Below are 22,438 nucleotides of genomic sequence, written 5' to 3'. Positions count from 1 at the left end.
CTATATGACAGGGATGGTGCTGGAGCGTTTTCTCGCCGACGAGGCGGCAACGGCAAAGCTTGGCGAGGACCTCGCCATGGCTTTGCGCGCCGGCGACGCGATCGCGTTGAGAGGCGATCTCGGCGCCGGCAAGTCGACGCTGGCCCGCGCGCTGATCCGGGCGCTTGCCGACGATGCCGGCCTCGAAGTGCCGAGCCCGACCTTTACGCTGGTGCAGAGCTACGAGACACGCGTTCCGGTGCATCATCTCGACCTCTACCGGCTTTCCGCGCCGGACGAGCTCGACGAGCTCGGTCTTGACGATGCGCTCAGCCAAGGCGCGGCGCTGGTCGAATGGCCGGAACGGGCCGGAGACCGGTTGCCGGCCAACGCGCTGTGGGTCGAGCTAGCCGAACATGGCGACGGCCGCGTGGCGAGGCTTTCCGGGCAGGGACCGGCTTTCGAGCGCGCGGCGCGGTCGCTGGCGATGCGCGATTTCCTGGCCTCGGCCGGCTGGGGCGACGCCAGCCGTCGCCATTTCGTCGGCGACGCCTCCGCCCGCTCCTATGAGATCGTCTCGCTGCCCGGCCAGGCGCCGCGCGTGCTGATGAACTCGCCGCGCCTTGTGCTCGGGCCGCCGGTGCGCGACGGCAAGCCCTATGCGGTGATCGCTCACACGGCGCAATCGGTTACTGCCTTCGTCGCCATCGACAAAGCGCTGCTCGCGGGCGGCGTCAGCGTGCCGGTGATCCACGCCCAGGACCTCGATCAGGGTTTTCTGCTGCTGGAACATCTCGGCTCCGAAGGTTTTTTGAGCGGCGACGGCCAACCTATCGCAGAGCGTTACGAGGCGGCGGCGGAGCTGCTCGCCATGATGCATGGCAAGGAATGGCCCAGGCGCATGGAAGCGTCGCCCGGCGTGTTCCACGACGTGCCGCCTTTCGATCGCGACGCCATGCTGATCGAGGCCGACCTTCTGGTCGACTGGTATGTGCCGTGGATCACCGGCGAACCGGCGAGCAACGACTTGCGGGCAGGCTATCACCGGGTATGGAACGCCCTTCTCGACCGGCTCGAGGGCAGCCAATACACCTTGATGCTGCGCGACTTCCATTCGCCCAACATCATCTGGCGCGGGGAGCGTTCCGGCCTCGACCGGCTTGGCATCGTCGACGTGCAGGACGCGCTGATCGGGCCGGCCGCCTACGATGTCGCCTCCTTGGCCATGGATGCGCGTGTCACCGTCCCGCATGAAATCGAGCGGCGGACGGTCGCGGCCTATGTCGCGGCACGCCGGGTGGCCGGCGCCTTCGACGAGGCCGGCTTCTCCGAGGCCTATGCGATCATGGCGGCGCAGCGGAATTCAAAAATCCTCGGCATCTTCGTGCGGCTCGAAAAGCGCGACGGCAAGCCTTACTATCTGAAGCACCTGCCGCGCATCCGCGATTATCTGAGGCGGGCGCTGGCGCATCCTGCGCTGGCCGGCCTGAAGGAATTCTACATGGCCCACGGCCTGCTCGAGGAACGGGTCCCATGAAGCCCCCAACCATGAAGCCCGCGACCGCGATGGTGCTGGCCGCCGGGCTCGGCAAGCGCATGCGGCCGATCACCGACACGATGCCCAAGCCGCTGGTGAAGATCGCCGGCAAGACCTTGCTCGACTGGGGGCTCGACAGCCTGGAAGCCGCAGGAATCAGCAAGGCCGTCGTCAATGTGCACTATCTGCCCGAGCAGATCGTCGCTCATGTCGCCGGGCGCCGGACGCCGAAGATCGTCATCTCCGACGAGCGCGAGGCCCTGCTGGAATCGGCGGGCGGCATCGTCAAGGCGCTGCCGCTGCTCGGCAGCGACCCCTTCTACATCATCAACGCCGACACCTTCTGGATCGACAGCGGCAAGCCCAGTCTCGACCGGCTCGCCCTTGCATGGGACGCCGCCAGAATGGATATTCTGCTGATGCTTGCCGATCTCGACTCAGCGACCGGGCACTGCGTCGGCACCGACTTCCTGGTGGCGCCGGACGGCGCGCTCACGCGCTCCAAGGGCGATCCGGCGGGCCTGATCTATGCCGGCGCCGCCATCATCCACCCGCGCATCTTCAAGGACGCGCCAACCGGCTCGCATTCGCTCAATGTCTATTTCGACAAGGCGATCGCCGCCGGACGCCTGTTCGGCATGAAGATGAACGGGCGCTGGATCACCGTCGGCACGCCGGACGCGATCCCAGCCGCCGAGGCGGCCGTGGCGGGCGCGCTCGCGAAAGCGGTATGAGCGGCGCGCGGCGCGTCCTTTCCATCCCGCCCGGAGCGCCGTTCCTGCCGACTCTGGCGAAGGCGTTGCTCGACGGGCGATTGATCCCCGGCTTTCGCTTCGACGGCGAGCCGCTGGCGCTGGCCGACGCCACCATCTACGTGCCGACGCGCCGCGCCGCGCGTGCCCTGCGCGGCGCCTTCGTCGACATCCTTTCCGAGTTGGGAGGGGGTAAACGTTCCGCCATCCTGCCGACGGTGCGGCCGCTCGGCGAGTTCGACGAGGACGAGGCAGCCTTCGACGCCGAGGCGGTGCCGGCGATAGACCTCGCGCCGCCGATCGCCGCACAGGAACGGCTGTTGTTGCTGGCGCCTTTGGTGCGCGCCTGGAAGGAAAGCCTGCCGGGCCATGTCAGGGCCCGCTTCAACGAGGAGTTCGTCGTGCCTACCTCGGCCGCCGACGCCATCTGGCTGGCGCGCGACCTCGCCCGGCTGATGGACGAGATCGAGACCGAGGGCACGGATTGGGCGAAGCTCGCGACGCTGGTCACCGGCAACCTCGCCGGCTGGTGGCAGGTGACGCTCGATTTCCTCGGCATCGTCACCGACAACTGGCCGGAATTGCTGAAGGAGCGCGACCGCTCCAATCCGGCCGCGCATCGCAGCGCACTGATCCGCCTGGAAGCGGCGCGGCTGAAGCGCAATGCACCGGCCGGCCCGGTGATCGCCGCCGGTTCGACCGGCTCTATCCCCGCTACCGCCGAACTGCTTGGCGTGATCGCCGGCCTGCCCAACGGCGCGGTCGTCCTGCCCGGGCTCGACCGCGAGCTGGACGACGCATCCTTCGCGGCGATCACGGCGCCCGGCGCGCGTCCGGCAACGCTCGGCCATCCGCAATACGGCCTCGCCAAGCTGATCGGCGGCATCGGCATTGCTCGCCGCGACGTCGAGGACGTCGTCGCGGCGCCATCGCCGCTTGCGCTACGCGCGGCGCTTGTCGGCGAGGCGCTGCGGCCGGCCGAAACCACCGAATACTGGACCGAGACACGGCCGCGTTTCACCGCCTATGACATCGAGCAGGCGCTTGCCGGCGTGACGCTGGTGGAAGCGGCGAACGAGCGTGACGAGGCGGCGGCCATCGCCATCGCGCTGAAGCGCGCCGTGGAGATCCCAGGCAGGCGCGCGGCGCTCGTTACCGGCGACCGGGCGCTGGCGCGGCGGGTTTCGGCCGAGCTTCTGCGTTTCGGCGTCGTCGCCGACGATTCCGGCGGAACACCGCTCCTCAACACGCCGGCCGCCAGCCTACTGCGGCTGGCGCTCGGCGCCGCCTTCCGGCCCGGCGATCCGGTGGGCCTTCTCGCCTTGCTCAAGCATCCGCTGCTTGGGCTCGGTCTCGAACGCCCAACCGTGCGCAAGGCTGCCGAGCTTATCGAGCTGGTGGCGCTGCGCGGCGGCACGGGCCGGCCCGACGTCGCATCGCTTGGCGCGCTTTTCGAGACACGGCTGGCGGAGCTGGGTGGCGACACAAGGCAGCCTTTCTGGTTTTCGCGCATGACCGTGCGCGGCATCGAGCAGGCGCACGGCATGCTTAGCCGCCTTACCAAGGCGCTTGCGCCGCTCACCGCGATACGCGACGAGAAGGACGCCGACATCGCGACGCTGACCAGCGCAAGCGTCGTCGCGCTGGAGGATCTGGGCCGTGCTGCCGACGGCAGCCTCGCCGACCTCTATGCCGGCGACGCCGGCGAGAAACTCGCCGATCTGCTGCGCGGACTGGTGGCGGCGTCCTCGCCCTTCACTTTCGCCGCTTCGGAATGGCCCGACGTGATGGAAGCGCTGATCGCGCCGGAGACGGTGAAGCCGGCGCAAGGCACCGACCGCAACATCGCCATCTGGGGCGCGCTGGAAGCCCGGTTGCAGAATGTCGACACGCTGGTCATCGGCGGGCTCAACGAAGGGATCTGGCCGCGCAAGCCCGAGAGCGACCGCTTCATGTCGCGGCTGATGAAGACCGGCATCGACCTCGAGCCGCCGGAACGGCGCATCGGCCTTGCCGCGCATGATTTCCAGATGGCGATGGGCACGAAAGAGGTCGTGCTGACGCGGTCTGCGCGTTCGGGTGACGCACCGGCGGTGCCGTCGCGCTGGCTGCAGCGTATCCTGACCTTCATCGGCAAGGAGCCGGCCGCGGTACTCCGCGGCCGCGGCGACGCGCTGCTTGGCTGGGCGCGCGCTCTCGACGCCGGCGAGAAGAAGGATTTTGCCCTTCGACCGCAGCCCAAGCCGCCGCTCAGCATGCGCCCGCTGCATTTCTCGGTCACCGAGATCGAGACGCTGCGCCGCGATCCTTACGCGGTCTATGCGCGGCGCATCCTCAACCTGATGCCGCTCGAGCCCTTGATCCGCGATCCGGGCGCAGCCGAACGCGGCACGCTGTTCCACGAGATCCTGCATCTGTTCTCGCGACGCGTGGAAGATCCAAAGGCGCCGAACGCGCTGGCGAGCCTCATCGAAGCCGGCCGTCTCTGCTTTGCCGAGGCGAAGCTGCCGCCGGATATCGAGGCTATCTGGTGGCCTCGTTTCGAAAAGCTCGCCGAGAACATCATCGGGTGGGAGCACACCCGCGCCGATGCGGTGGCGAGGCGCTACGCCGAGGAGCGCGCCGAGAAGACGGTGGTCGGCCGCACCGGCGTGACGCTGTCCGGCTATGCCGACCGCGTCGATCTGCTTGCCGGCGGCATGGCCGATATCCTCGATTACAAGACCGGCTCCTCGCCCTCGAAAGCGCAGGCGCACACGCTGCTGTCGCCGCAATTGGCTTTGGAGGGGGCGTTGCTGAGGCGTGGGGCCTTCAAGGAATTGGGCATTCGCGAGCCCTCGCAGCTTGCCTTCGTGCGGCTGAAGCCGAATGGCGAGGTGTTCGAGGAATCGATCCTCGAATACAACCGCAAGCCTCGCACCGCCAACGATCTCTCCGAGGAGGCCTGGGCGCGGCTGGAGCGGCTGCTCTTCCACTATGCCGACCCGACCACCGGCTATCTGTCGCGCGCCCTGCCCTTCCGCGAGGGCGAAGCCGACGGCGACTACGACCATCTGGCGCGCGTGCTCGAATGGTCGGCCGGCGGCGCCAGCGAAGACGAGGCGGAAGGATGAAATATCCGATCCCCTCCGATACCGCCGCCAGCCAGGCGCGCGCCTCGGACCCCGCCTATTCCGCATGGGTGTCGGCCAATGCCGGCTCGGGCAAGACGCATGTGCTCGCACAGCGCGTCATCCGGCTCCTGCTCAACGGCACCGATCCGTCGAAGATCCTGTGCCTGACCTATACGCGAGCTGCCGCCGCCAACATGTCGAACCGCGTCTTCTCGACCCTGTCGGAGTGGACGGCGCTGCCCGACGCGGAGCTGGCGATGAGGATCGCGGCGCTGGACGGCCGAGGGGCCGACCGCGAGATGATGCGACGCGCGCGGCGGCTGTTTGCCGAGGCACTCGAGACGCCTGGCGGGCTGAAGATCCAGACCATCCACGCCTTCTGCGAATCGGTGCTCCACCAGTTCCCGCTGGAGGCCAACATCCCGGCGCATTTCGAGATGCTCGATCCGCAGATGGAGGCCTCGCTGTTCGCCGATGCCCGCCGCGACATGATCTCAGGCGCGGGCGCCGGCGTCGAAGGCTTGGCGGATGCCTTCGCCACGGTGCTGGAGCGCGGTGGCGAGTTCGGTCTCGATACGCTGCTTGCCGAGATCGTCGGCAAGCGCGACGAGTTGCGTGATTTCATCGCCAAGCTCGGCAAAAGCCGGGACTTCCCGCCGCTGTTCGCGGAGTTCGGCTTCAGGCCCGGACAGACGGCCGAAGGCATCGCCGCTTCGCTCTGGCCGCTGCCTGGCTTCGACCCCAGCCAGTTCGCCGAATTCGCGCAGGCCGCCGAAGCCGCCGACGCGCGCCAGGTGCTGAACAACGTCATTCCCTATGCGCGGGGCGCCTTCGCCGAAGCCGACCCGATCCGCCGGCTGCGGCTGCTGGCAAAGGCCTTTCTCAAGGCCGACGGCGACCCCTATGAGCCGCCCAAGATCTTCAAGAAGGCGCTGGTCGACCGGCTGCCGGATCTGCCGGACCGCTACCTTGCGGCGGCCAAGGCGATCCTCGACGTAACCGACCGGCTGGCGCTGTTCCGCATGCTCGAAGGGACAGCGGCGGCGCTCACCGTCGCCGGCTGGCTTATCGCGCGCTACGAGCAGTTGAAGCGAGGGCGGGGTTTCCTCGACTTCAACGACCTGATCACCCGCACCGTGAGCCTCTTGTCACGGCCGGATGCCGGGCCGTGGGTGCAGTTTAAGCTCGACCAGGGCATCGACCATATCCTGCTCGACGAGGCGCAGGACACGAGCCCTGACCAATGGGAGGTGGTGAAGAAGCTGACGGAAGAATTCTTTGCCGGGCTCGGCCAGCGCGAGGCGGTCACGCGCACGATCTTTGCCGTTGGCGACGAGAAGCAATCGATCTACTCCTTCCAGGGCGCGGCGCCCGATTCCTTCGCCGAAAGCCGGCTGCTGTTTGCCGGGCGCGTGCGCGACGCGGAAGCCGCCTTCGCCAATCTCAAGCTCACCTGGTCTTTCCGCTCGAGCGACGACGTGCTGGCCGCGGTCGACCGCGTCTTTGCCGAGCCCAGCGTCAGGCGCGGCATCAGCCACGATCCCGATCCGCTGAGCCACAAGGCGATCCGCAACGATGCGCCGGGCTATGTCGAGGTGTGGCCGTCGGTCGGCGCCGAGATGGTCGAGGAGCCCGACGACTGGACCTTACCGGTCAACCATGCCAGCGCGCCCGCGGTGCGCGTCGCCGAGCATGTGGCCACCACCATCCAGACCTGGCTCAAGCACGGCGAGGTCATCGAAGGCAAGGGCCGGAGACTGACCGCCGGCGACATCCTCGTGCTGGTGCGCAAACGCGACCGCTTCGTCCATGCGCTGTCGCGCAGCCTGAAGAACCGGCAGATCCCGGTCGCCGGCGCCGACCGGCTCAGCCTGCCCGGCCATATCGCCGTACAGGACCTGATCGCGCTTGGGCATTTCCTGATCCAGCCGGAGGACGACCTGTCCTTGGCCGCCGTGCTGCGCAGCCCGATCTTCGAGGTCTCCGAGGAGACGCTGCTGACGCTTGCCGGCCAAAGGCCGAAGGGCCAGTCGCTGATCGCCTCGCTCAGGCAACATGCGGCCGAGGATGTTTCCCTCGCCGCTGTCGTTGGCCGTCTCGATGGCTGGGCGACCGAAGTGGCGTTCAAGCCGGTGTTCGAATTCTACGCCGCGGCGCTGGCGCGCGACGGGCTGCGGCGCAAGATGACGGCGCGGCTCGGACCCGAGGCCGGCGACATCCTCGACGAATTCCTGAGTTTTTGCCTGGCCGAGGAGCGGACTGGACTGCCGGGGCTGGAATCCTTCCTGTCGACGCTGGAAAATGCCGGCCCCGAGATCAAGCGCGAGATGGACCAGACGCGCGACGAAGTCCGCGTCATGACCGTTCACGCCGCAAAGGGTCTCGAAGCCCCGGTCGTCTTCCTGGTCGACGGCGGCTCCGCGCCGTTCAGCGACCAGCATTTGCCGCGGCTGATGCCGTTCGAAAGCTCGGGGACGCAATGGAGGGGCAAGGGCTATCTGTGGCGCTCGGCCAGCGACGTCTCCAACGGCGTCTCGAAGGCGGCATCGGTTCGGGCGCGCGAACTGGCGGACGACGAGTACCGGCGGCTGCTTTATGTCGGCATGACGCGTGCCGAAGACCGGCTGATCGTCTGCGGCTATCACGGCAAGCGCCAGCCCAGCACCGGCACCTGGCATTCGATCGTCAGCCGCGCGCTGCTGGGCGCGCCCGAGAGTTCGGAGCGGCGGCATCCGGCCACGGCCGAGGTGGTGGTGCATCGCTTCCACATGACGAAATTGCCGCCGGTGGCGCTGACCGGCATCGATGAGGCACGCCCCTTCGAGAACACCGCGCCTTTGCCCGAAAACCTGTTCCGGCCGCTGCCGCCCTATGAGGAGCTGCCGCGGCCGCTTTCGCCTTCCGGCGCCTCGGCGCTGATCGAGGAAGCGAAAGACGCCGGGCGCGACACACGTTCGCCGGTGCTCGACGCCGGGGCCGAGCCCGGCTTCGCGGTGGTGCGCGGTCTGGCCCTGCACAAATTGCTGCAGATGCTGCCAGCCATCGCCGAGGAAGAAAGGCGGAACGCGGCGGAGCGCTACCTGGCGCGCGCCGGCGCGGATTGGCCGGATGGCGAGCGCGACGGGGCGCTGGACGCCGTGCTCTCCATCCTGTCCGACACCCGCTTCGGCGCGCTGTTCTCGCCGTCGTCCCGCGCCGAAGTCGCGATCATGGGCAGCCTCGAGGTGAAGGGCAGGCTGCGTTCCATCTCCGGCAAGATCGACCGGCTGGCCGTTACCCCGGAAAAGGTGTCGATCATCGACTACAAGACCAACCGGCCGGCCCCCAAAGACCTGGCGGAGGTGCCGCCGGCCTATGTGCTGCAGCTTGCGCTCTACCGCGCTCTGCTCCAGCCGCTCTATCCGGGACGCGAGGTGACGGCGGCGCTGCTGTTCACCGAGGCGCCGCGCCTGATCGAGCTGCCGGCCAGGGCGATGGACGATGCCCTTGCCCGACTCACGGGAGCGTGACACAAGAACTGCTTGAACATCGCCGCGACAACCACCACATTTGGTGCAACCGGAGTTTTCGAAAGGATTTCAGCATGGCCACCGTCAAGGTCGACAATGGCAATTTCCAGGCCGATGTGCTCAACGCCAAGGAGCCGGTCGTGGTGGATTTCTGGGCGGAGTGGTGCGGCCCGTGCAAGATGATCGGCCCGTCTCTGGAAGAGATCGCCAAGGAGCTCGGCTCCAAGGTGAAGGTCGCCAAGCTCAACATTGACGAGAATCCCGAGCTCGCCGCCCAGTATGGCGTGCGGTCAATCCCAACGCTGATGATCTTCAAGGGCGGCGAAATGACCGACATGAAAGTGGGCGCCGCACCGAAGACAGCGCTATCGCACTGGATCAACGGCGCCATCGCCTGAGCCAATCAGCGTATCCAAGGAACAAGCCCGGCCACCGCGCCGGGCTTTTTCTTTGGCGTCATCGCTCGACGCGCTCTGGCCCTGACGTTCGCGCCCGCCATCTCCTCTTCTACAGGAAAAGGAGAGCGCCATGACCGGAACAGCCAAGGCCACAGTCCACGTCGACAATGAGCGCGTGATCGTCACCGAATACCGCTTCGCACCGGGCGCCAACACCGGCTGGCACCGCCATGGCCACGATTATGTCGTGGTGCCGCTGATGGACGGCAAGGTGAAGCTGGTGACCAAGGATGGAGAATCCTTCGCCGAGATGAAGCAGGGAGCGCCCTATTTTCGCAGGGAAGGGGTCGAACACGATGTCATCAACGCCAATGACGGCGAGTACGCTTTTATAGAGATCGAGCTGAAGTAGGCTGGTCGTCTAGCGATCACCTGCCTAAGCTCTGTCGGTGTCTATTTCCGGCAAGCGGAGTTCGGAATGGCCGAACCAAAACTCTCAGTCCGCAGCGCGAAAGCATGGAACCTTGCTCATCGACTTGCGCGTCGCGAGAATCGTTCCATAGCCGATGTGATCGAACGCGCGCTCGAGTCCTATGAGATTCAGGAAGCACGGCGCGAACCCGCATCCAGCTTCTATGCTCGACTGGCTGCAAGCAGCGGAGCCGACATTGATCTGGAGAAAATTATCCGCGAAGGCCGCTAAATTAGTCACCAGTCGGCGACACGATCGCCGCCGGCGAACTGCGCGCTTTTACCGGTGTACTCGAACAGCTCGATCCTCACGCCGTTGGGATCGCTGATCCAGGCTTGAAAAGTATCGTCACAGGCAAGCTTCTTCGGAGTGACCTCGACGCCTTTCGACCGGATATGGGCGATAGCGACATCGATATCTTCCACCTCCAGGCAGAAATGGTTGATCTGGTTGCGGTCGCTGTAGCTGGCCTCGTTCCTTTCAAAGACTTCGACATGGCTGCGGCCGCCGCAATCGAGATAGAAGCCGAAAATCCTGCCGTCGCGCAGGAAATTGAACCTTGTGTCCATGCCAAGCACGTCGCGGTAGAAGGAGCGCGTCGCCTCCAGGTCATGCGCGAAGATGCAGACATGGGCGAGTTGCCTGACCTTGATCATGGCCGGTTCCTTTCGGGCCCCCGCCGAATCCGCAGCGCTATCTAACCTCAGGTCGGCGGCGTGCCGTTCTCGGCCAGCACAGCGCCGGCGAAATAGAGCGAGCCGCCGATGAGGATGCGCGGTGCCGGGCCGTCCCAGGAATCGCGCAACAGCATCAGCGCGCTGGCGACGGAACTTACCGGCTCGGCCGACAGGCCGGCCTCTTCGGCGCGCAATGCCAGCTCGTCGTTGGGAACGCCGGCGTCGCTGTTGGTAACCGGCACGGTGTAAACATGGCGGGCAAGCCCCTTGAAGGCGCTGAAATAGCCGGTCTGGTCCTTGGTGTTGATCATGCCGGAGATCAGCACCAGCGGCCTCGGATTCTTCTCCTCCTGCTCCGCCAGCGCCTCCGCGATGACGATGCCGGCGCCGGGATTGTGGCCGCCGTCCAGCCAAATCTCCGCGCCCTTCGGGGCAAGATCGACCAATTTGCCCTGGGTCAGCTTCTGCATGCGCGCCGGCCAGGCGACATGGGTCATCGCCCGCTCGGCGGCGCGATGGCCGATCTCGAAGCCGGCCGCCTTGACGGCGGCGATTGCCGCCGCGGCGTTGGCGTATTGATGGCGCCCGGGCAGGCGCGGCAAGGGCAGATCCATCAACCCGTCCTCGTCCTGGTAGACCATGCGGCCGTTTTCCTCGAAAGCGAGGAAGTCCTGGCCATAGACCACGGTCGGGCAATCCAGCCGCTCGGCCGTCTCGATCAGCACCTGAAGCGCTGTCTCGCTTTCCTGGGCGCCGATCACCACCGGACAGCCGCGCTTCATGATGCCGGCCTTCTCGGCGGCGATCAGCTCGACACGGTCGCCGAGATAGGCTTCGTGGTCCATCGAGATCGGCATGATCACCGAAACCGCCGGCCGCTTGACGACGTTGGTGGCGTCGAAGCGGCCGCCAAGGCCGACCTCGATGATCGCAGCCTCCGCCGGATGCTCCGAGAACAGGACGAAGGTGACGGCGGTGAGAATCTCGAAGACGGTGATCTTCTGGCCCTGATTGGCCTCGGCGACGCGCGCGATGGCCTCGGCAAAAACATCGTCGTCGACGAGCTTGCCGCCGCCTTCGGCCGCCAGCCGGTAGCGCTCGTGCCAGTTCACCAGATGCGGCGAGGTATGGACGTGGACGAGATGGCCGGCCGCCTCCAGCAGCGCGCGCGAAAAGGCGGCGCAGGAGCCCTTGCCGTTGGTGCCGGCGATGTGGATGACCGGCGGCAACCGGTCCTGCGGATTGCCGAGGCGTTCGAGAAGCCGGGTGACGCGATCCAGGGAAAGGTCGAAGCCTTTCGGATGCAACGTCATCAGATGTTCGATTTCGCGTTCGGCGGAGAGCGTTGTCATGGCGGAATCCTAGAGCGGTTCATCATCTCATGGAATGCAGAACCGCTCTCTCTTTTTGTTGACGCAATTCCGAACGGAAAACCGCTTCGCACTTTTCCTGGAATTTGCTTGCGCATGGCACCGAACCCGGGAATCGGTTTCGGTGAAGGCCATGCGCAAATCAGAGGCTACAGCACGCACCAGGCGACGCAAATCGCGCTTCGCGGCGAACGATGTCGCGCAGATCTATATCGCGTCAGGACCGATCTCGCCTCAGGCCTGCGGCCGCGCCTCGGCGCTGACCACCGTCGGCGGCAGGACTTCCGGCTCGAGCGGCTTGTCGGCCGGCGGCATCTTGAGCAGCATTTTCAGCAAGCGCGCGATCGTCTGGCGCATCTCCAGCCGCGACACGACCATGTCGACCATGCCGTGCTCCATCAGATATTCGGCGCGCTGGAACCCGTCGGGCAGCTTCTCGCGGATGGTCTGCTCGATGACGCGCGGGCCAGCAAAGCCGATCAGGGCGCCGGGCTCGGCGATATGGACATCGCCCAGCATGGCGTAGGAAGCAGTAACGCCGCCGGTGGTCGGGTTGGTCAGCACGACGATGTAGGGCAGGCCGGCTTCCTTCAGCCGGTCAACGCCGACCGTGGTGCGCGGCAATTGCATCAACGAGAGGATGCCTTCCTGCATGCGGGCGCCGCCGGAGGCGGCGAACAGGATCAGCGGCCGCCTGCGCTGCAGCGCCACCTCGAAAGCATGCACGATAGCCTCGCCGGCGGCCATGCCGAGCGAGCCGCCCATGAAGGCGAAATCCTGCACCGTGACCACCACCGGCAGGCCTTCGATGCTGCCGACCGCGTTGAGGATGGCGTCTTCCAGGCCGGTCTTCGTCTTGGCCTCTTTCAGGCGGTCGGTGTAACGCTTCTCGTCGCGGAACTTCAGCGGGTCCTGGACGACCTTGGGGTTTTCCAGCGTCTCGTATTTGCCGTCGTCGAAGAAGTATTTCAGCCGCTCCTTGGCCGAGATCTTCATGTGGTGGCCGGAAGCCGGGATGACGAACTGGTTGGATTCGAGATCCTTGTGGAAGATCATCTCGCCGGTCTCGGGATCCTTGATCCAGAGGTTCTCCGGCATGTCGGTGCGCCGGCCGAGCATCGAATTGATCTTCGGGCGGACGTAATTGGTGATCCAGTTCATGGCGTCGACTCCCTGTCCTGGAAGGACTTCAAGCTATTCACTTCAGCCTACTCCAGGAAAAGTCTGTGGCGGTTTTCCGGCCGGAATTGCTGGCAACAAATAGTCAGGCTATTCGGCGGCGGCAAGGCGCGCCGAACGGACGCCCTGCGCTAGCCCGCTGACCAGGGTCGCGACGGCCTCCGCCGGATCGGCTGTCTTCTCGCCCTTCGGTCCCAGCACATTGGCGATCGCGTTGACGATCGCCGTGCCGACGACGACGCCGTCGGCCGAGGCGCCGATGACGCGGGCCTGTTCGGCCGTCTTGACGCCGAAGCCGACGCAGACCGGCAGCGCGGTGTGGCCCTTGATGCGCTTGACCGCCGCCGAGACCTTGGCCGTGTCGGCGAGCGCCGAGCCGGTGATGCCCGTCATCGACACGTAATAGACGAAGCCCGAGGTGTTTTCCAAAACCTTGGGGAGGCGCTTGTCGTCGGTGGTCGGCGTCGCCAGGCGGATGAAGTTGATGCCGGCCTTCAGCGCCGGAATGCAAAGCTCCTCATCCATCTCCGGCGGCAGATCGACGACGATCAGGCCGTCTATGCCGCTGGCCTTGGCGTCGGCGAGGAAGCGGTCGACGCCGTAGATGTAGATCGGATTGTAGTAACCCATCAGCACGATCGGCGTCTCGTCGTCGCCGGCGCGGAATTCCGACGCCATCTTCAGCGTCTTGGCCAGCGTCTGGCCGCCCTTCAGCGCGCGCAGCCCCGCAGCCTGGATCGCCGGGCCGTCGGCCATCGGGTCGGAGAAGGGCATGCCGAGCTCGATGATGTCGGAGCCTGAGGCAGGCAGCCCCTTCATGATCGACAGCGAGGTGTCGTAATCGGGGTCGCCGCCCATGATGTAAGTGACCAGAGCCGGGCGGCCTTCGGCCTTGAGCTTCGCCATCCGGCGGTCGATGCGGGTGGTCATTGTCAGATCTCCATGCCGAGCATGTTGGCCACCGTGTGCACGTCCTTGTCGCCGCGGCCGGACAGATTGACGATGACGATCTGGTCCTTGTCCATCTTCGGCACGATCTTCATCGCATGGGCGATGGCATGCGCCGATTCCAGCGCCGGGATGATGCCTTCGACGCGGGTGGTGAGTTGGAAGGCTTCCAGCGCCTCGTCGTCAAGGATCGGCTCGTACTGGACGCGGCCGGAGTCGCGCAGCCAGGAATGCTCGGGGCCGACGCCCGGATAATCGAGGCCGGCCGAGATCGAATGACCGTCGAGGATCTGGCCGTCCGAATTCTGCAGCAGATAGGTGCGGTTGCCGTGCAGCACACCGGGCTTGCCGGCATTCATCGAGGCGCAATGCTCGACGCCATCGAGGCCGCGCCCGCCGGCCTCGATGCCGATGATGCGAACATCCTTGTCGTCGAGGAAAGGATGGAAGAGGCCGATGGCGTTAGAGCCGCCGCCGACGGCGGCGATGATGACATCCGGCAGCCGGCCTTCCTGCTCCAAAATCTGGGCGCGGGCTTCCGTGCCGATCACCGACTGGAAGTCGCGCACCATCTCCGGATAGGGGTGGGGGCCGGCGGCGGTGCCGATCAGATAGTAAGTGTCCTCGACATTGGTGACCCAGTCGCGCAGCGCCTCGTTCATGGCGTCCTTCAACGTGCCGTGGCCGGCGGTGACCGGCCTGACCTCGGCGCCGAGCAGCCGCATACGGAACACGTTGGGGCTCTGGCGGGCGACGTCGGTGGCTCCCATGTAGACGACGCAAGGATAGCCGAAGCGCGCGGCGACGGTCGCCGAAGCGACGCCATGCTGGCCGGCGCCGGTCTCGGCGATGATACGCTTCTTGCCCATGCGCTTGGCGAGCAGGATCTGGCCGAGGCAGTTGTTGATCTTGTGCGAGCCGGTGTGGTTGAGGTCCTCGCGCTTGAAATAGACCTTGGCGCCGCCGAGATGCTTTGTGAGGCCCTCGGCAAAATAGAGTTTTGAGGGCCGCCCGGCATAATGGGTGGAGAGGTTCTGCAGCTCGGCCTTGAACTCGGGATCGTTCTTGGCCTTGTTCCACTGCTCTTCGAGATCGAGGATCAGCGGCATCAGCGTCTCGGCGACGAAGCGGCCGCCGAAAATGCCGAACATGCCCTGCTCGTCGGGCCCGGTGCGGAAGGAATTGGGCATAGCCGGCTTGTTCATCGCCGATCTCCTGATTTGGGTTGTGCTCAGGCGGCGCGATTGTCCCGCGCGGCTCTGACGGCCCGGAAAAACTGCTCGATCAGCGCCGGATCCTTGACGCCCGGAGCACTTTCCACACCGGACGAGATGTCTATTCCGGGCGGATCGGCCTGTCTCAGGGCATCGCCGATATTGGCGGCGTTGAGCCCACCGGAAAGCATGTAATCGAGCCCGGCGTCAAGGCCGGCAAGGACGCGCCAGTCGAAGGCGACGCCGTTGCCGCCCGGGAGTTGCGACCCCTTCGGCGGCTTGGCGTCGAACATGAAACGATCGGCGATGCCGACGAACGGCTTCATACGCTCGAGGTCGGCCGCCTCGCTGACGGAAAACACTTTCATGACCGGCAGGCCATAGCGGGCCTTGAGCTCCGCCACGCGCTTGGGCGTTTCCGAACCATGCAGCTGCAGCATATCCGGCTGCATCTTGGCGACGATCTCGTCGAGGAAGGCATCGTCGGCATCGACGGTTACGGCGACCGCCTTGGCCTTGCCGCGCGCCGCTTCGCGCAGGCGGCCGGCCTCGGCGGGCTCGACATAGCGCGGGCTCTTGGCGAAGAAAATGAAGCCGACATGGCTGGCGCCGCCGGCGAGGGCGGCGGCCATCGCGGCGTCGGTCTTCAATCCGCAGATCTTGATATCGAGCGTCATGGCGCGGGATTGGCACGAAAAGTCACAAGAGTCGAGAAAAAGCATGCTGTTGCCGGCTCTTGGGAAAACGCTACCTTGATACAGGAACCACAGGCGGGAGCACGACAACCATGGCCGACCGGACCGTCGCCGAACTGAAGCAGAAGATCGCGCAGGCACGCGAGGTGATCGCGCATCTGATGGAAAAGTCCGATTTCAACGGCGCCGAGGCGCACCGCGCGCTGGACTATTTCGGCAGCGACGCGTTCGACCGGAATTTTTTGCCGTGGCCGCATCAGGGCGAAGAGGGGTTGCGGCCGGAGGAGTTGAATGCGGCCAATGATGATTGAATTGCTTATGCCGCGAGCCTGGTAAGCGCTGGCGGGACAGCGCCCCCCTCTGTCCTGCCGGACATCTCCCCCACGAGGGGGAGATCGGACGTCGCGCCGGCCTTCGCCAATCACCAACGTTGCAGGAATGGCGCCATCGGCGGAACTGCTAATCTCCCCCCTTGCGGGGGAGATGCCCGGTAGGGCAGAGGGGGGCGCGAAGGAACTCCGGCGTCTCAACGTTGCGCGCATGCGCGCAACGGCGGAGAGCTACTCGAACACAATCGCCTGCAGCGCGCCGCCGTTGCGCTTCAGCCAGTCCTTGCAGCGGTCCGTATCCGGGCAGAGTTTTTCGCAAAGCTTCCAGAATTTCGGGCCGTGGTTCATCTCTTTCAGATGCGCCACCTCATGCGCGACGAGGTAGTTTATCACCGCCGGCGGCGCCATCATGATGCGCCACGAGAAGGAGAGATTGCCCTCCGAGGTGCATGACCCCCAGCGGCTGGAGGTATCCTTATACCTTATGGCCTTGGCCCGCTTGCCGATCGCCTCGGTGTGCTTGACCACCAGCCTCTCAATCTCCTTCTTGGCCTCGCGCTTGAGATAGTCGGCGATGCGGCGCGGCAGATGGATGCGCTCGCCATGCACGATCAGGAGCGGGCCGCGCTCGTCGCGCGAGACCGTGACGGTGCCGCGCCTGGAAGGCTCATGCACGATGCGGTGCGGCACGCCGCGGATCGGGATCCTGATGCCGGGGCGTACCTGCGGCCTCGTCGGCACCTTGGCCAGCCGCTGTTCCAGCCAGTCCTGGTGACGGTCGAGGAATTTCTCCACCTCGCCGCGGCGCAGGCCTGGCGGCACGGTGACGCGCAGGCCCTGGCCGCCGGAATCGATGCGCAGCGTGAGCCGCCTGGCCCTGGCGCTTTCGACGATCTTCAGCGGCAGCGTTCGGCCGGCGACGCAATGTTCGCGCTCCACCACAGGGGTGGGCTTTGGCTTGGTCAGATTGCGAAAGAAGCCGAGGGTCATGGCTGGACGATACGCGATTCGAAAAAAACGGCCAGTGGAGGGAAGCTACAAAGAGAACAAAAAAGAAACGGCGCCGCTAAGCGCGACGCCGCATATCATACCGGAGCCTGTCGCGCGGCTTCAGTCGTCGAGCAGGTTCGTGCCTTTGCCGCGCTTGGGGGCGGGTTTATCGCCTGACTCGGTGGTGGTGGTTGGCGCGGTATGCTTGTTGCGGTTGGCCATGAAGCGGTCGAACTCTTCCTGGTCCTTGGCGCGGCGCAGTTCGCGGGCGTAGTCGTCGAACTCGGAGAGCATCTCATCCAGCTTGCGGCGCTCCTCGGCGAGACGCTCCAGTTCCTTCTCGCGCCAGTCGTCGAAGGCGACGTTGCCGGTGCGGGCCGAGCCGTGGCCCCAGCGGGCCGCCTTCTCGGAGCCGCGGCGGCAGCCGGCGAAGATGCCGTCCGTGGCGCGGTTGACGTCGCGCTTGAAGCCTTCGAGCCGGTCGCCCCAGATGATGTAGGCGAGCATGGCAAAGCCGAGCGGCCAGAACACCATGAAGCCGATGACCATCAGCGCGATGGTGGCCGGCGTCCAGGCCGGACGGATCAATGCAGTCGTATTCATTTCTCCCAATCCTTCCGTTGGAGACAGCCAAACCGGCTGCGTGGAATCGAAATGGGAAGGCGAAATAGGCGATTCAAGGCAAGTTCGGCCAAAACCGGCGAAGCGCCTGAAATGATTAACCCTTTTTGAGTTTTTCCAGGAAAAGCACTGCCATTCCGGCAACCAGCCCCCAAAATGCCGCGCCGACGCCGAAAAGCGTGAGCCCCGAAGCCGTGACGGCGAAGGTGACGGTGGCCGGCATGCGTTCGGCCGCCTCCTTCAGCGCTATCGACAGCGCGTTGGCCAGGGGCGCCGTCAGTGCGAGTCCCGCGACCAGAACGATCAGGCTTTGCGGCAGGACGGCGAAGATCGCCACCAGCGAGGCGCCGAAGATCGCGAAGATGAGATAGGCGAGCGCGTAGAACGGCCCGGTTTTCCAGCGTTCGGCCGGGTCGGGATGGACATCGGGACCGGTGCAGATGGCGGCAGAGATCGCCGCGAGATTGGTCGTCGCGGCGCCGAACGGCGCGGAGAGCAGCGAAAACAGGCCGGTGACGCCGATCAGCGGACCGGGCTCCGGGTGATAGCCCGCGGCGCGCAGCACCGCAAGGCCGGAAAGGTTCTGGGAAGCCATGGTGACCAGGTAGAGCGGCAGGGCAAGGCCAATGGTCGCCGAGACGGTGAATTGCGGCGCAATGAACGTCAACGTCGACAGTTCCGGCACCGGCAGGCTGCCGACGCGGCCGGTGAGGAAAGCGGCGAGGCCGCCGCCGATCAGCACCACCAGCACCGACAGAGCCGGATTGAACAGGCGGATGACGAAGAAGGCGGCGATCAAAGGCAGGATCAGCCAGGGGTCGGCCGGAATGGTCTTCACCGCATTGACGGCGAAGCTGACCAGGATGCCGGCCAGCATGCCGGACGCGACCGAGGCCGGGATTTGCGCGATCAGCCTGGTCAATGGCTTGAACAGGCCGGTGGCGACCAGAAGGATGCCGGTGACGATGAAGGCGCCGACGGCCTGCGGCATCGTGAAGCCGCTGGAGGCCGCGATCAGCGCCAGGCCGGGCGTCGACCAGGCGGTGATGACCGGCATTTTCGTGCGCCAGGACAGCCACAGGCATTCGATCGTCATGGCCAGGCAGATCGCGGTAACGCCGCTCGCGGTCTCGATCTGCGTGGCGCCAACCGCCTTGGCGGCGGCGATGACGAGGGCCAGCGTGCCGCCGAAGCCGACGATCGCCGCGACGAAGGCGGATATCGGGATCGAGATGCGCATCGCTCAGGCGGCCCGCTTGACCATGTCGCCGACAACCCGTTCGAGCATCTCGAGATCCTCCGGGCGGGACAGGCGATGGTCGCCGTCGGGGATCAGCGACAGCGTCACGTCGTCGGCGGGCAGCATCGCGGCCAGCTTCAGCGCATGGCCGGACGGCACATCCGGATCGGCAAGGCCCTGCAGGATGTGCACCGGGCAGTGCGTGTCGATCGGTCCGGTCATCACCCTGTTCGCGCGCCCGTCCTCGATCAGCGCACGCGTATAGATGTAGGGCTCGTCGGAATAGTCGGACGGTTCAGCGAAAAATCCCTTTTCCTTGAGATCGCGGCGCTGCGCGTCGGTCAGCACCGGCTCGATCAGCTCGACGGTGAAATCCGGCGCCGGCGCCAGCAGAACCAGTCCGGCGACGCGGTCTTCGCCCGCCTTGCGCAGTTCCTGCACCATGCGCAGCGCTATCCACGCCCCCATCGAGGAGCCGACCAGGATCTGCTTGCCCTTGCTGAACCGGCGAAAGACGGCAAGGCTCTCGGCCAGCCATCTGGAGATCGTGCCGTCGGCGAATTCGCCGCCCGACTCGCCATGGCCGGAATAGTCGTGGCGCAGATAGGCATGGCGCTCGCGAGCGGCCCAGGCGGCAAGCATCTCGGCCTTCGTGCCCAGCATGTCGGATTTGTAGCCGCCGAGCCAGACCACGCCGGGCGCGCCGCCTGGCGCCTGCCTGACGGCGATGTTCGACCCGTCCACATCGATGAAAACCGGAGCGCTGGCGGCCATGAGCTTGTCCTTTCGGCCGGTCTTTTGGCACAGGCAGGGGTTCAACGAAAAGTGCTCGCGGCGTTTCTTTGCTTGGTGCAGACAATTGCCGGGCGGCAGGTGATTTTCCGGCGCGACTATGCTATTGACTCACGCCCCGCGCTCACCACATAGGCGCGTCAACCTATTCTTGTCTAAAGAAACCCTGAACGAAACGGCCGAGGAGACCACGACCATTCGCAGACCTTTCAAAGCAGCGGCACCCACCAAGGACGGGCCGCGCTCCAACCGAGACATCCGGGTGCCCCGGGTCCAGCTTATCGACGCCGACGGCCAGAACCGCGGCGAAGTTTCCATCAACGAAGCGCTGCTGCTGGCCGAAGAGGCCGGGCTCGATCTCGTCGAGATCTCGCCCAACGCGCAGCCCCCCGTCGTCAAGATCCTCGATCTCGGCAAGCTGAAATACGCCAACCAGAAGAAGGCGGCCGAAGCACGCAAGAACCAGAAGGTCATCGAGATCAAGGAGATCAAGATGCGCCCGAACATCGACAGCCACGACTACGAAACCAAGATGAAGGCCGTGCGGCGCTTCTTCGAGGAAGGCGACAAGGTCAAGCTGACGCTGCGCTTCCGCGGCCGCGAGATGGCGCATATGGAGCTTGGCATGCAGCTTCTGAACAAGGTGCGCGAGGAAGTGTCGACGATCGCCAAGGTCGAGGCGGAGCCGAAGCTCGAAGGCCGCCAGATGATGATGGTCCTGGCGCCGCGCTAAATCCCGCCAAAATCATGGCGCAAGGCGTCCCGACGATCGGCGGGGCGCCTGTTTTTCATCCGATCGCAAGCCACCTCGACGATCGCTTTGCGATCGCGAGCAAATCGACGATCGGCTTTTACCGATCGCGAGCAAACGATCGGGTTTGGTCATGACGGACGAAGTGAAGTCTCAGCCCGCCAAGCAGACGGAAGGTCTTGGCGGCTATCAGCATATGCGCCGGATCGTGCTGGCGGTGCTGGTCGTTGTGCTGTTCGCCGCGCTTCTGTTCGGCCAATCGTCCTTCCCGCCGGACACGCCCGTGCACGAAACGATCGAGATGTTCGGCGTGCTCCTGATCTTCCTCGGCATCGTCGGTCGGCTGTGGTCGACGCTCTATATAGGCGGGCGCAAATCGGCCGAGGTGGTCACCGGCGGTCCCTATTCGATCACCCGCAACCCGCTCTATCTGTTCTCGACCGTGGCCGCCGCCGGCGTCGGCGCGCAGATCGGCTCGTTTTCGGGCATCATTCTCTTCGCGCTGCTCTGCGCCGGCGCCTTCCACATCGTCATCCTGCGCGAGGAACGGTACCTGAAGGAAGTGCTCGGCGCGCCCTACAAGACCTATCTTGCCAAGGTGCCGCGCTTCTTCCCGAACCTCCGGCTCTACCAGGAGGGCGACACCGGCAGCTTCAAACCGAGGCTCTTGTTGAACACGCTGCTCGACGGGCTGGTGTTCCTGGTGGCGCTGCCGGCCTTCGAACTGATCGACGGCATGCAACAGTCGGGGATGCTGCCGGTGTGGTTCACGCTGCCGTAGGGTGGCAGATATTCAGGTGAGGCCGGCCTGCGAACGGCGGCTTCCTGCGCTTCCGGGTGCTCACGTACTTTAAGTACGCTCCGCTCCGGTTCTCGGAAACCACCAGTCTCGACTCGGCCTGACCTGAATCGCAACCACTCTACCCAGCGGGACAGCGCGTCGCACGGCGAGGTGTTGCGCCCGCGCCCCGTTTGATCTATAGGACCGCCGTTCCTAAAAAACCGCCCGGCAGGGCATGCCGTGGCGGTTTCATTTGCTTTTCGGGCTTTGGTCGGCCCGAAGCGAAAAAAGAAGCGCGATGGTGCGCCACCAAGACGGAGTAGCAAAATGCCCAAGATGAAGACCAAATCGGCCGCCAAGAAGCGGTTCAAGATTACTGCCACCGGCAAGGTGCTGTCGGCTGCCGCCGGCAAGCGCCACGGCATGATCAAGCGTTCCAACAAGTTCATTCGCGATGCCCGCGGCACGATGGTTCTGGCTGAACCGGACGGCAAGAAGGTCATCAAGAATTTTCTGCCGAACGGCCTCTAATCCCTCGGCTTGGAACCACTTTTGTTTTTACGCAATTCCGAACGGAAAACCGCTGAACACTTTTCCTGGAATTGCTTTTAAGGAGATCATGACATGGCACGCGTAAAGAGAGGCGTCACCGCCCACGCCAAGCACAAGAAGGTCCTGAAAGCCGCCAAGGGTTTCTACGGCCGCCGCAAGAACACCATCCGCATCGCCAAGCAGGCGGTGGAGAAGTCGCTGCAATACGCCTACCGCGACCGCAAGAACCGCAAGCGCTCGTTCCGCGCGCTGTGGATCCAGCGCATCAACGCGGCGGCGCATGAGCACGGCCTGACCTATGGCCGCTTCATCGACGGCCTCAACAAGGCCGGCATCGAGATCGACCGCAAGATCCTTTCGGACATGGCCATCCACGAGCCGCAGGCTTTCGCCGCGCTGGTGGCCAAGGCCAAGGTCGCGCTCGAATATCTGAAGAACACCACGCCGAACGCCTTTGAGAGCGCTGTCGCCTAAGCCAGCGCTTCCCAAGCATTCGCAATTCTGATTTGGGAAACCCGCGCTGGCAGGGCTGCTGGCGC

The 22,438-nt window shown here is 65.3% G+C and carries 22 protein-coding genes; 12 read left to right on the top strand and 10 right to left on the bottom strand.

Annotation, left to right across the window (positions count from 1 at the left end):
• Positions 1-4 precede the first annotated feature (4 nt).
• The 7 genes from tsaE to MJ8_RS01115 all read left to right on the top strand — a co-directional run bounded on the left by tsaE (position 5) and on the right by MJ8_RS01115 (position 9,991).
• Positions 5-1,516: a tRNA (adenosine(37)-N6)-threonylcarbamoyltransferase complex ATPase subunit type 1 TsaE gene (gene tsaE / locus MJ8_RS01145; protein ID WP_201412702.1), complete on the top strand. Its 1,512-nt coding sequence runs from the start codon at positions 5-7 to the stop codon at positions 1,514-1,516.
• Positions 1,513-2,250, top strand: a complete 738-nt coding sequence (locus MJ8_RS01140) for a nucleotidyltransferase family protein (RefSeq protein WP_225248099.1) — start codon at positions 1,513-1,515, stop codon at positions 2,248-2,250. Before tsaE ends, MJ8_RS01140 begins: the two co-directional genes overlap by 4 nt.
• Entirely contained in the window at positions 2,247-5,381 is a 3,135-nt protein-coding gene (gene addB, locus MJ8_RS01135) for a double-strand break repair protein AddB (RefSeq protein ID WP_201412701.1), read from the top strand. The genes MJ8_RS01140 and addB overlap by 4 nt, the downstream gene beginning before the upstream one ends.
• Positions 5,378-8,890 (top strand): double-strand break repair helicase AddA, encoded by a 3,513-nt coding sequence (gene addA / locus MJ8_RS01130; RefSeq protein ID WP_201412700.1) that lies wholly within the window; start codon positions 5,378-5,380, stop codon positions 8,888-8,890. The genes addB and addA overlap by 4 nt, the downstream gene beginning before the upstream one ends.
• Before the next feature lie 74 nt (positions 8,891-8,964).
• Positions 8,965-9,288 carry a thioredoxin gene (trxA, locus tag MJ8_RS01125; protein WP_201412699.1) on the top strand — a complete coding sequence of 108 codons (324 nt, stop codon included), beginning with the start codon at positions 8,965-8,967 and terminating at the stop codon, positions 9,286-9,288.
• Between the two features lie 130 nt (positions 9,289-9,418).
• Complete coding sequence (locus MJ8_RS01120; protein ID WP_027166948.1) at positions 9,419-9,700, top strand: cupin domain-containing protein; 282 nt, start codon at positions 9,419-9,421, stop codon at positions 9,698-9,700.
• A gap of 66 nt (positions 9,701-9,766) precedes the next feature.
• Positions 9,767-9,991 (top strand): plasmid stabilization protein, encoded by a 225-nt coding sequence (locus MJ8_RS01115; protein WP_201412698.1) that lies wholly within the window; start codon positions 9,767-9,769, stop codon positions 9,989-9,991.
• Between the two features lie 5 nt (positions 9,992-9,996).
• Here MJ8_RS01115 and MJ8_RS01110 read toward each other — a convergent pair whose 3' ends face one another.
• From MJ8_RS01110 to MJ8_RS01085, 6 genes are all read right to left on the bottom strand, one after another.
• The gene (locus MJ8_RS01110; protein ID WP_201412697.1) at positions 9,997-10,416 is read right to left on the bottom strand and encodes a VOC family protein; all 420 of its coding nucleotides are present in this window, start codon (positions 10,414-10,416) and stop codon (positions 9,997-9,999) included.
• A gap of 47 nt (positions 10,417-10,463) precedes the next feature.
• A complete protein-coding gene (locus MJ8_RS01105) occupies positions 10,464-11,789 on the bottom strand; it encodes a bifunctional folylpolyglutamate synthase/dihydrofolate synthase (RefSeq protein WP_201412696.1) in 1,326 nt (441 codons plus the stop codon).
• Positions 11,790-12,041: 252 nt separating this feature from the next.
• A complete protein-coding gene (accD, locus tag MJ8_RS01100; RefSeq protein ID WP_201412695.1) occupies positions 12,042-12,968 on the bottom strand; it encodes an acetyl-CoA carboxylase, carboxyltransferase subunit beta in 927 nt (308 codons plus the stop codon).
• 108 nt (positions 12,969-13,076) lie between these two features.
• Positions 13,077-13,916 (bottom strand): tryptophan synthase subunit alpha, encoded by an 840-nt coding sequence (gene trpA / locus MJ8_RS01095; protein ID WP_201412694.1) that lies wholly within the window; start codon positions 13,914-13,916, stop codon positions 13,077-13,079.
• A 2-nt stretch (positions 13,917-13,918) separates the two neighbouring features.
• Complete coding sequence (trpB, locus tag MJ8_RS01090; RefSeq protein ID WP_201412693.1) at positions 13,919-15,139, bottom strand: tryptophan synthase subunit beta; 1,221 nt, start codon at positions 15,137-15,139, stop codon at positions 13,919-13,921.
• A gap of 26 nt (positions 15,140-15,165) precedes the next feature.
• On the bottom strand, positions 15,166-15,825 hold the full coding sequence (locus MJ8_RS01085) for a phosphoribosylanthranilate isomerase (RefSeq protein ID WP_201412692.1): 660 nt from the start codon (positions 15,823-15,825) through the stop codon (positions 15,166-15,168).
• A 110-nt stretch (positions 15,826-15,935) separates the two neighbouring features.
• Here MJ8_RS01085 and MJ8_RS01080 point away from each other — a divergent pair, with 110 nt between their 5' ends.
• Positions 15,936-16,154, top strand: a complete 219-nt coding sequence (locus MJ8_RS01080) for a hypothetical protein (protein ID WP_140757184.1) — start codon at positions 15,936-15,938, stop codon at positions 16,152-16,154.
• A gap of 249 nt (positions 16,155-16,403) precedes the next feature.
• Here MJ8_RS01080 and MJ8_RS01075 read toward each other — a convergent pair whose 3' ends face one another.
• From MJ8_RS01075 to MJ8_RS01060, 4 genes are all read right to left on the bottom strand, one after another.
• Positions 16,404-17,162 (bottom strand): M48 family metallopeptidase, encoded by a 759-nt coding sequence (locus MJ8_RS01075; protein WP_201412691.1) that lies wholly within the window; start codon positions 17,160-17,162, stop codon positions 16,404-16,406.
• Positions 17,163-17,282: 120 nt separating this feature from the next.
• A complete protein-coding gene (locus MJ8_RS01070) occupies positions 17,283-17,765 on the bottom strand; it encodes a DUF2852 domain-containing protein (RefSeq protein WP_201412690.1) in 483 nt (160 codons plus the stop codon).
• A gap of 115 nt (positions 17,766-17,880) precedes the next feature.
• Positions 17,881-19,023, bottom strand: coding sequence for a benzoate/H(+) symporter BenE family transporter (locus MJ8_RS01065; RefSeq protein WP_201412689.1), 1,143 nt, complete (start codon positions 19,021-19,023; stop codon positions 17,881-17,883).
• Positions 19,024-19,026: 3 nt separating this feature from the next.
• Positions 19,027-19,797 (bottom strand): alpha/beta hydrolase, encoded by a 771-nt coding sequence (locus tag MJ8_RS01060; protein WP_201412688.1) that lies wholly within the window; start codon positions 19,795-19,797, stop codon positions 19,027-19,029.
• A gap of 214 nt (positions 19,798-20,011) precedes the next feature.
• Between MJ8_RS01060 and infC the strand changes: the two genes are divergently transcribed.
• The 4 genes from infC (at position 20,012) to rplT (ending at position 22,373) form a co-directional block, all read left to right on the top strand.
• The gene (infC, locus tag MJ8_RS01055) at positions 20,012-20,548 is read left to right on the top strand and encodes a translation initiation factor IF-3 (protein WP_041009911.1); all 537 of its coding nucleotides are present in this window, start codon (positions 20,012-20,014) and stop codon (positions 20,546-20,548) included.
• Between the two features lie 151 nt (positions 20,549-20,699).
• Positions 20,700-21,347 carry a methyltransferase family protein gene (locus MJ8_RS01050; protein WP_201412687.1) on the top strand — a complete coding sequence of 216 codons (648 nt, stop codon included), beginning with the start codon at positions 20,700-20,702 and terminating at the stop codon, positions 21,345-21,347.
• 327 nt (positions 21,348-21,674) lie between these two features.
• Positions 21,675-21,878: a 50S ribosomal protein L35 gene (rpmI, locus tag MJ8_RS01045; protein WP_027166935.1), complete on the top strand. Its 204-nt coding sequence runs from the start codon at positions 21,675-21,677 to the stop codon at positions 21,876-21,878.
• 93 nt (positions 21,879-21,971) lie between these two features.
• Positions 21,972-22,373, top strand: coding sequence for a 50S ribosomal protein L20 (gene rplT, locus MJ8_RS01040; protein ID WP_041000056.1), 402 nt, complete (start codon positions 21,972-21,974; stop codon positions 22,371-22,373).
• The last annotated feature ends 65 nt before the right edge of the window (positions 22,374-22,438 follow it).

The sequence above is a fragment of the Mesorhizobium sp. J8 genome (assembly GCF_016591715.1).
Lineage (GTDB): Bacteria > Pseudomonadota > Alphaproteobacteria > Rhizobiales > Rhizobiaceae > Mesorhizobium.
The sequence above is the reverse complement of the archived record's forward strand: the minus strand, read 5'-3'. Positions and strand labels throughout refer to the sequence as shown.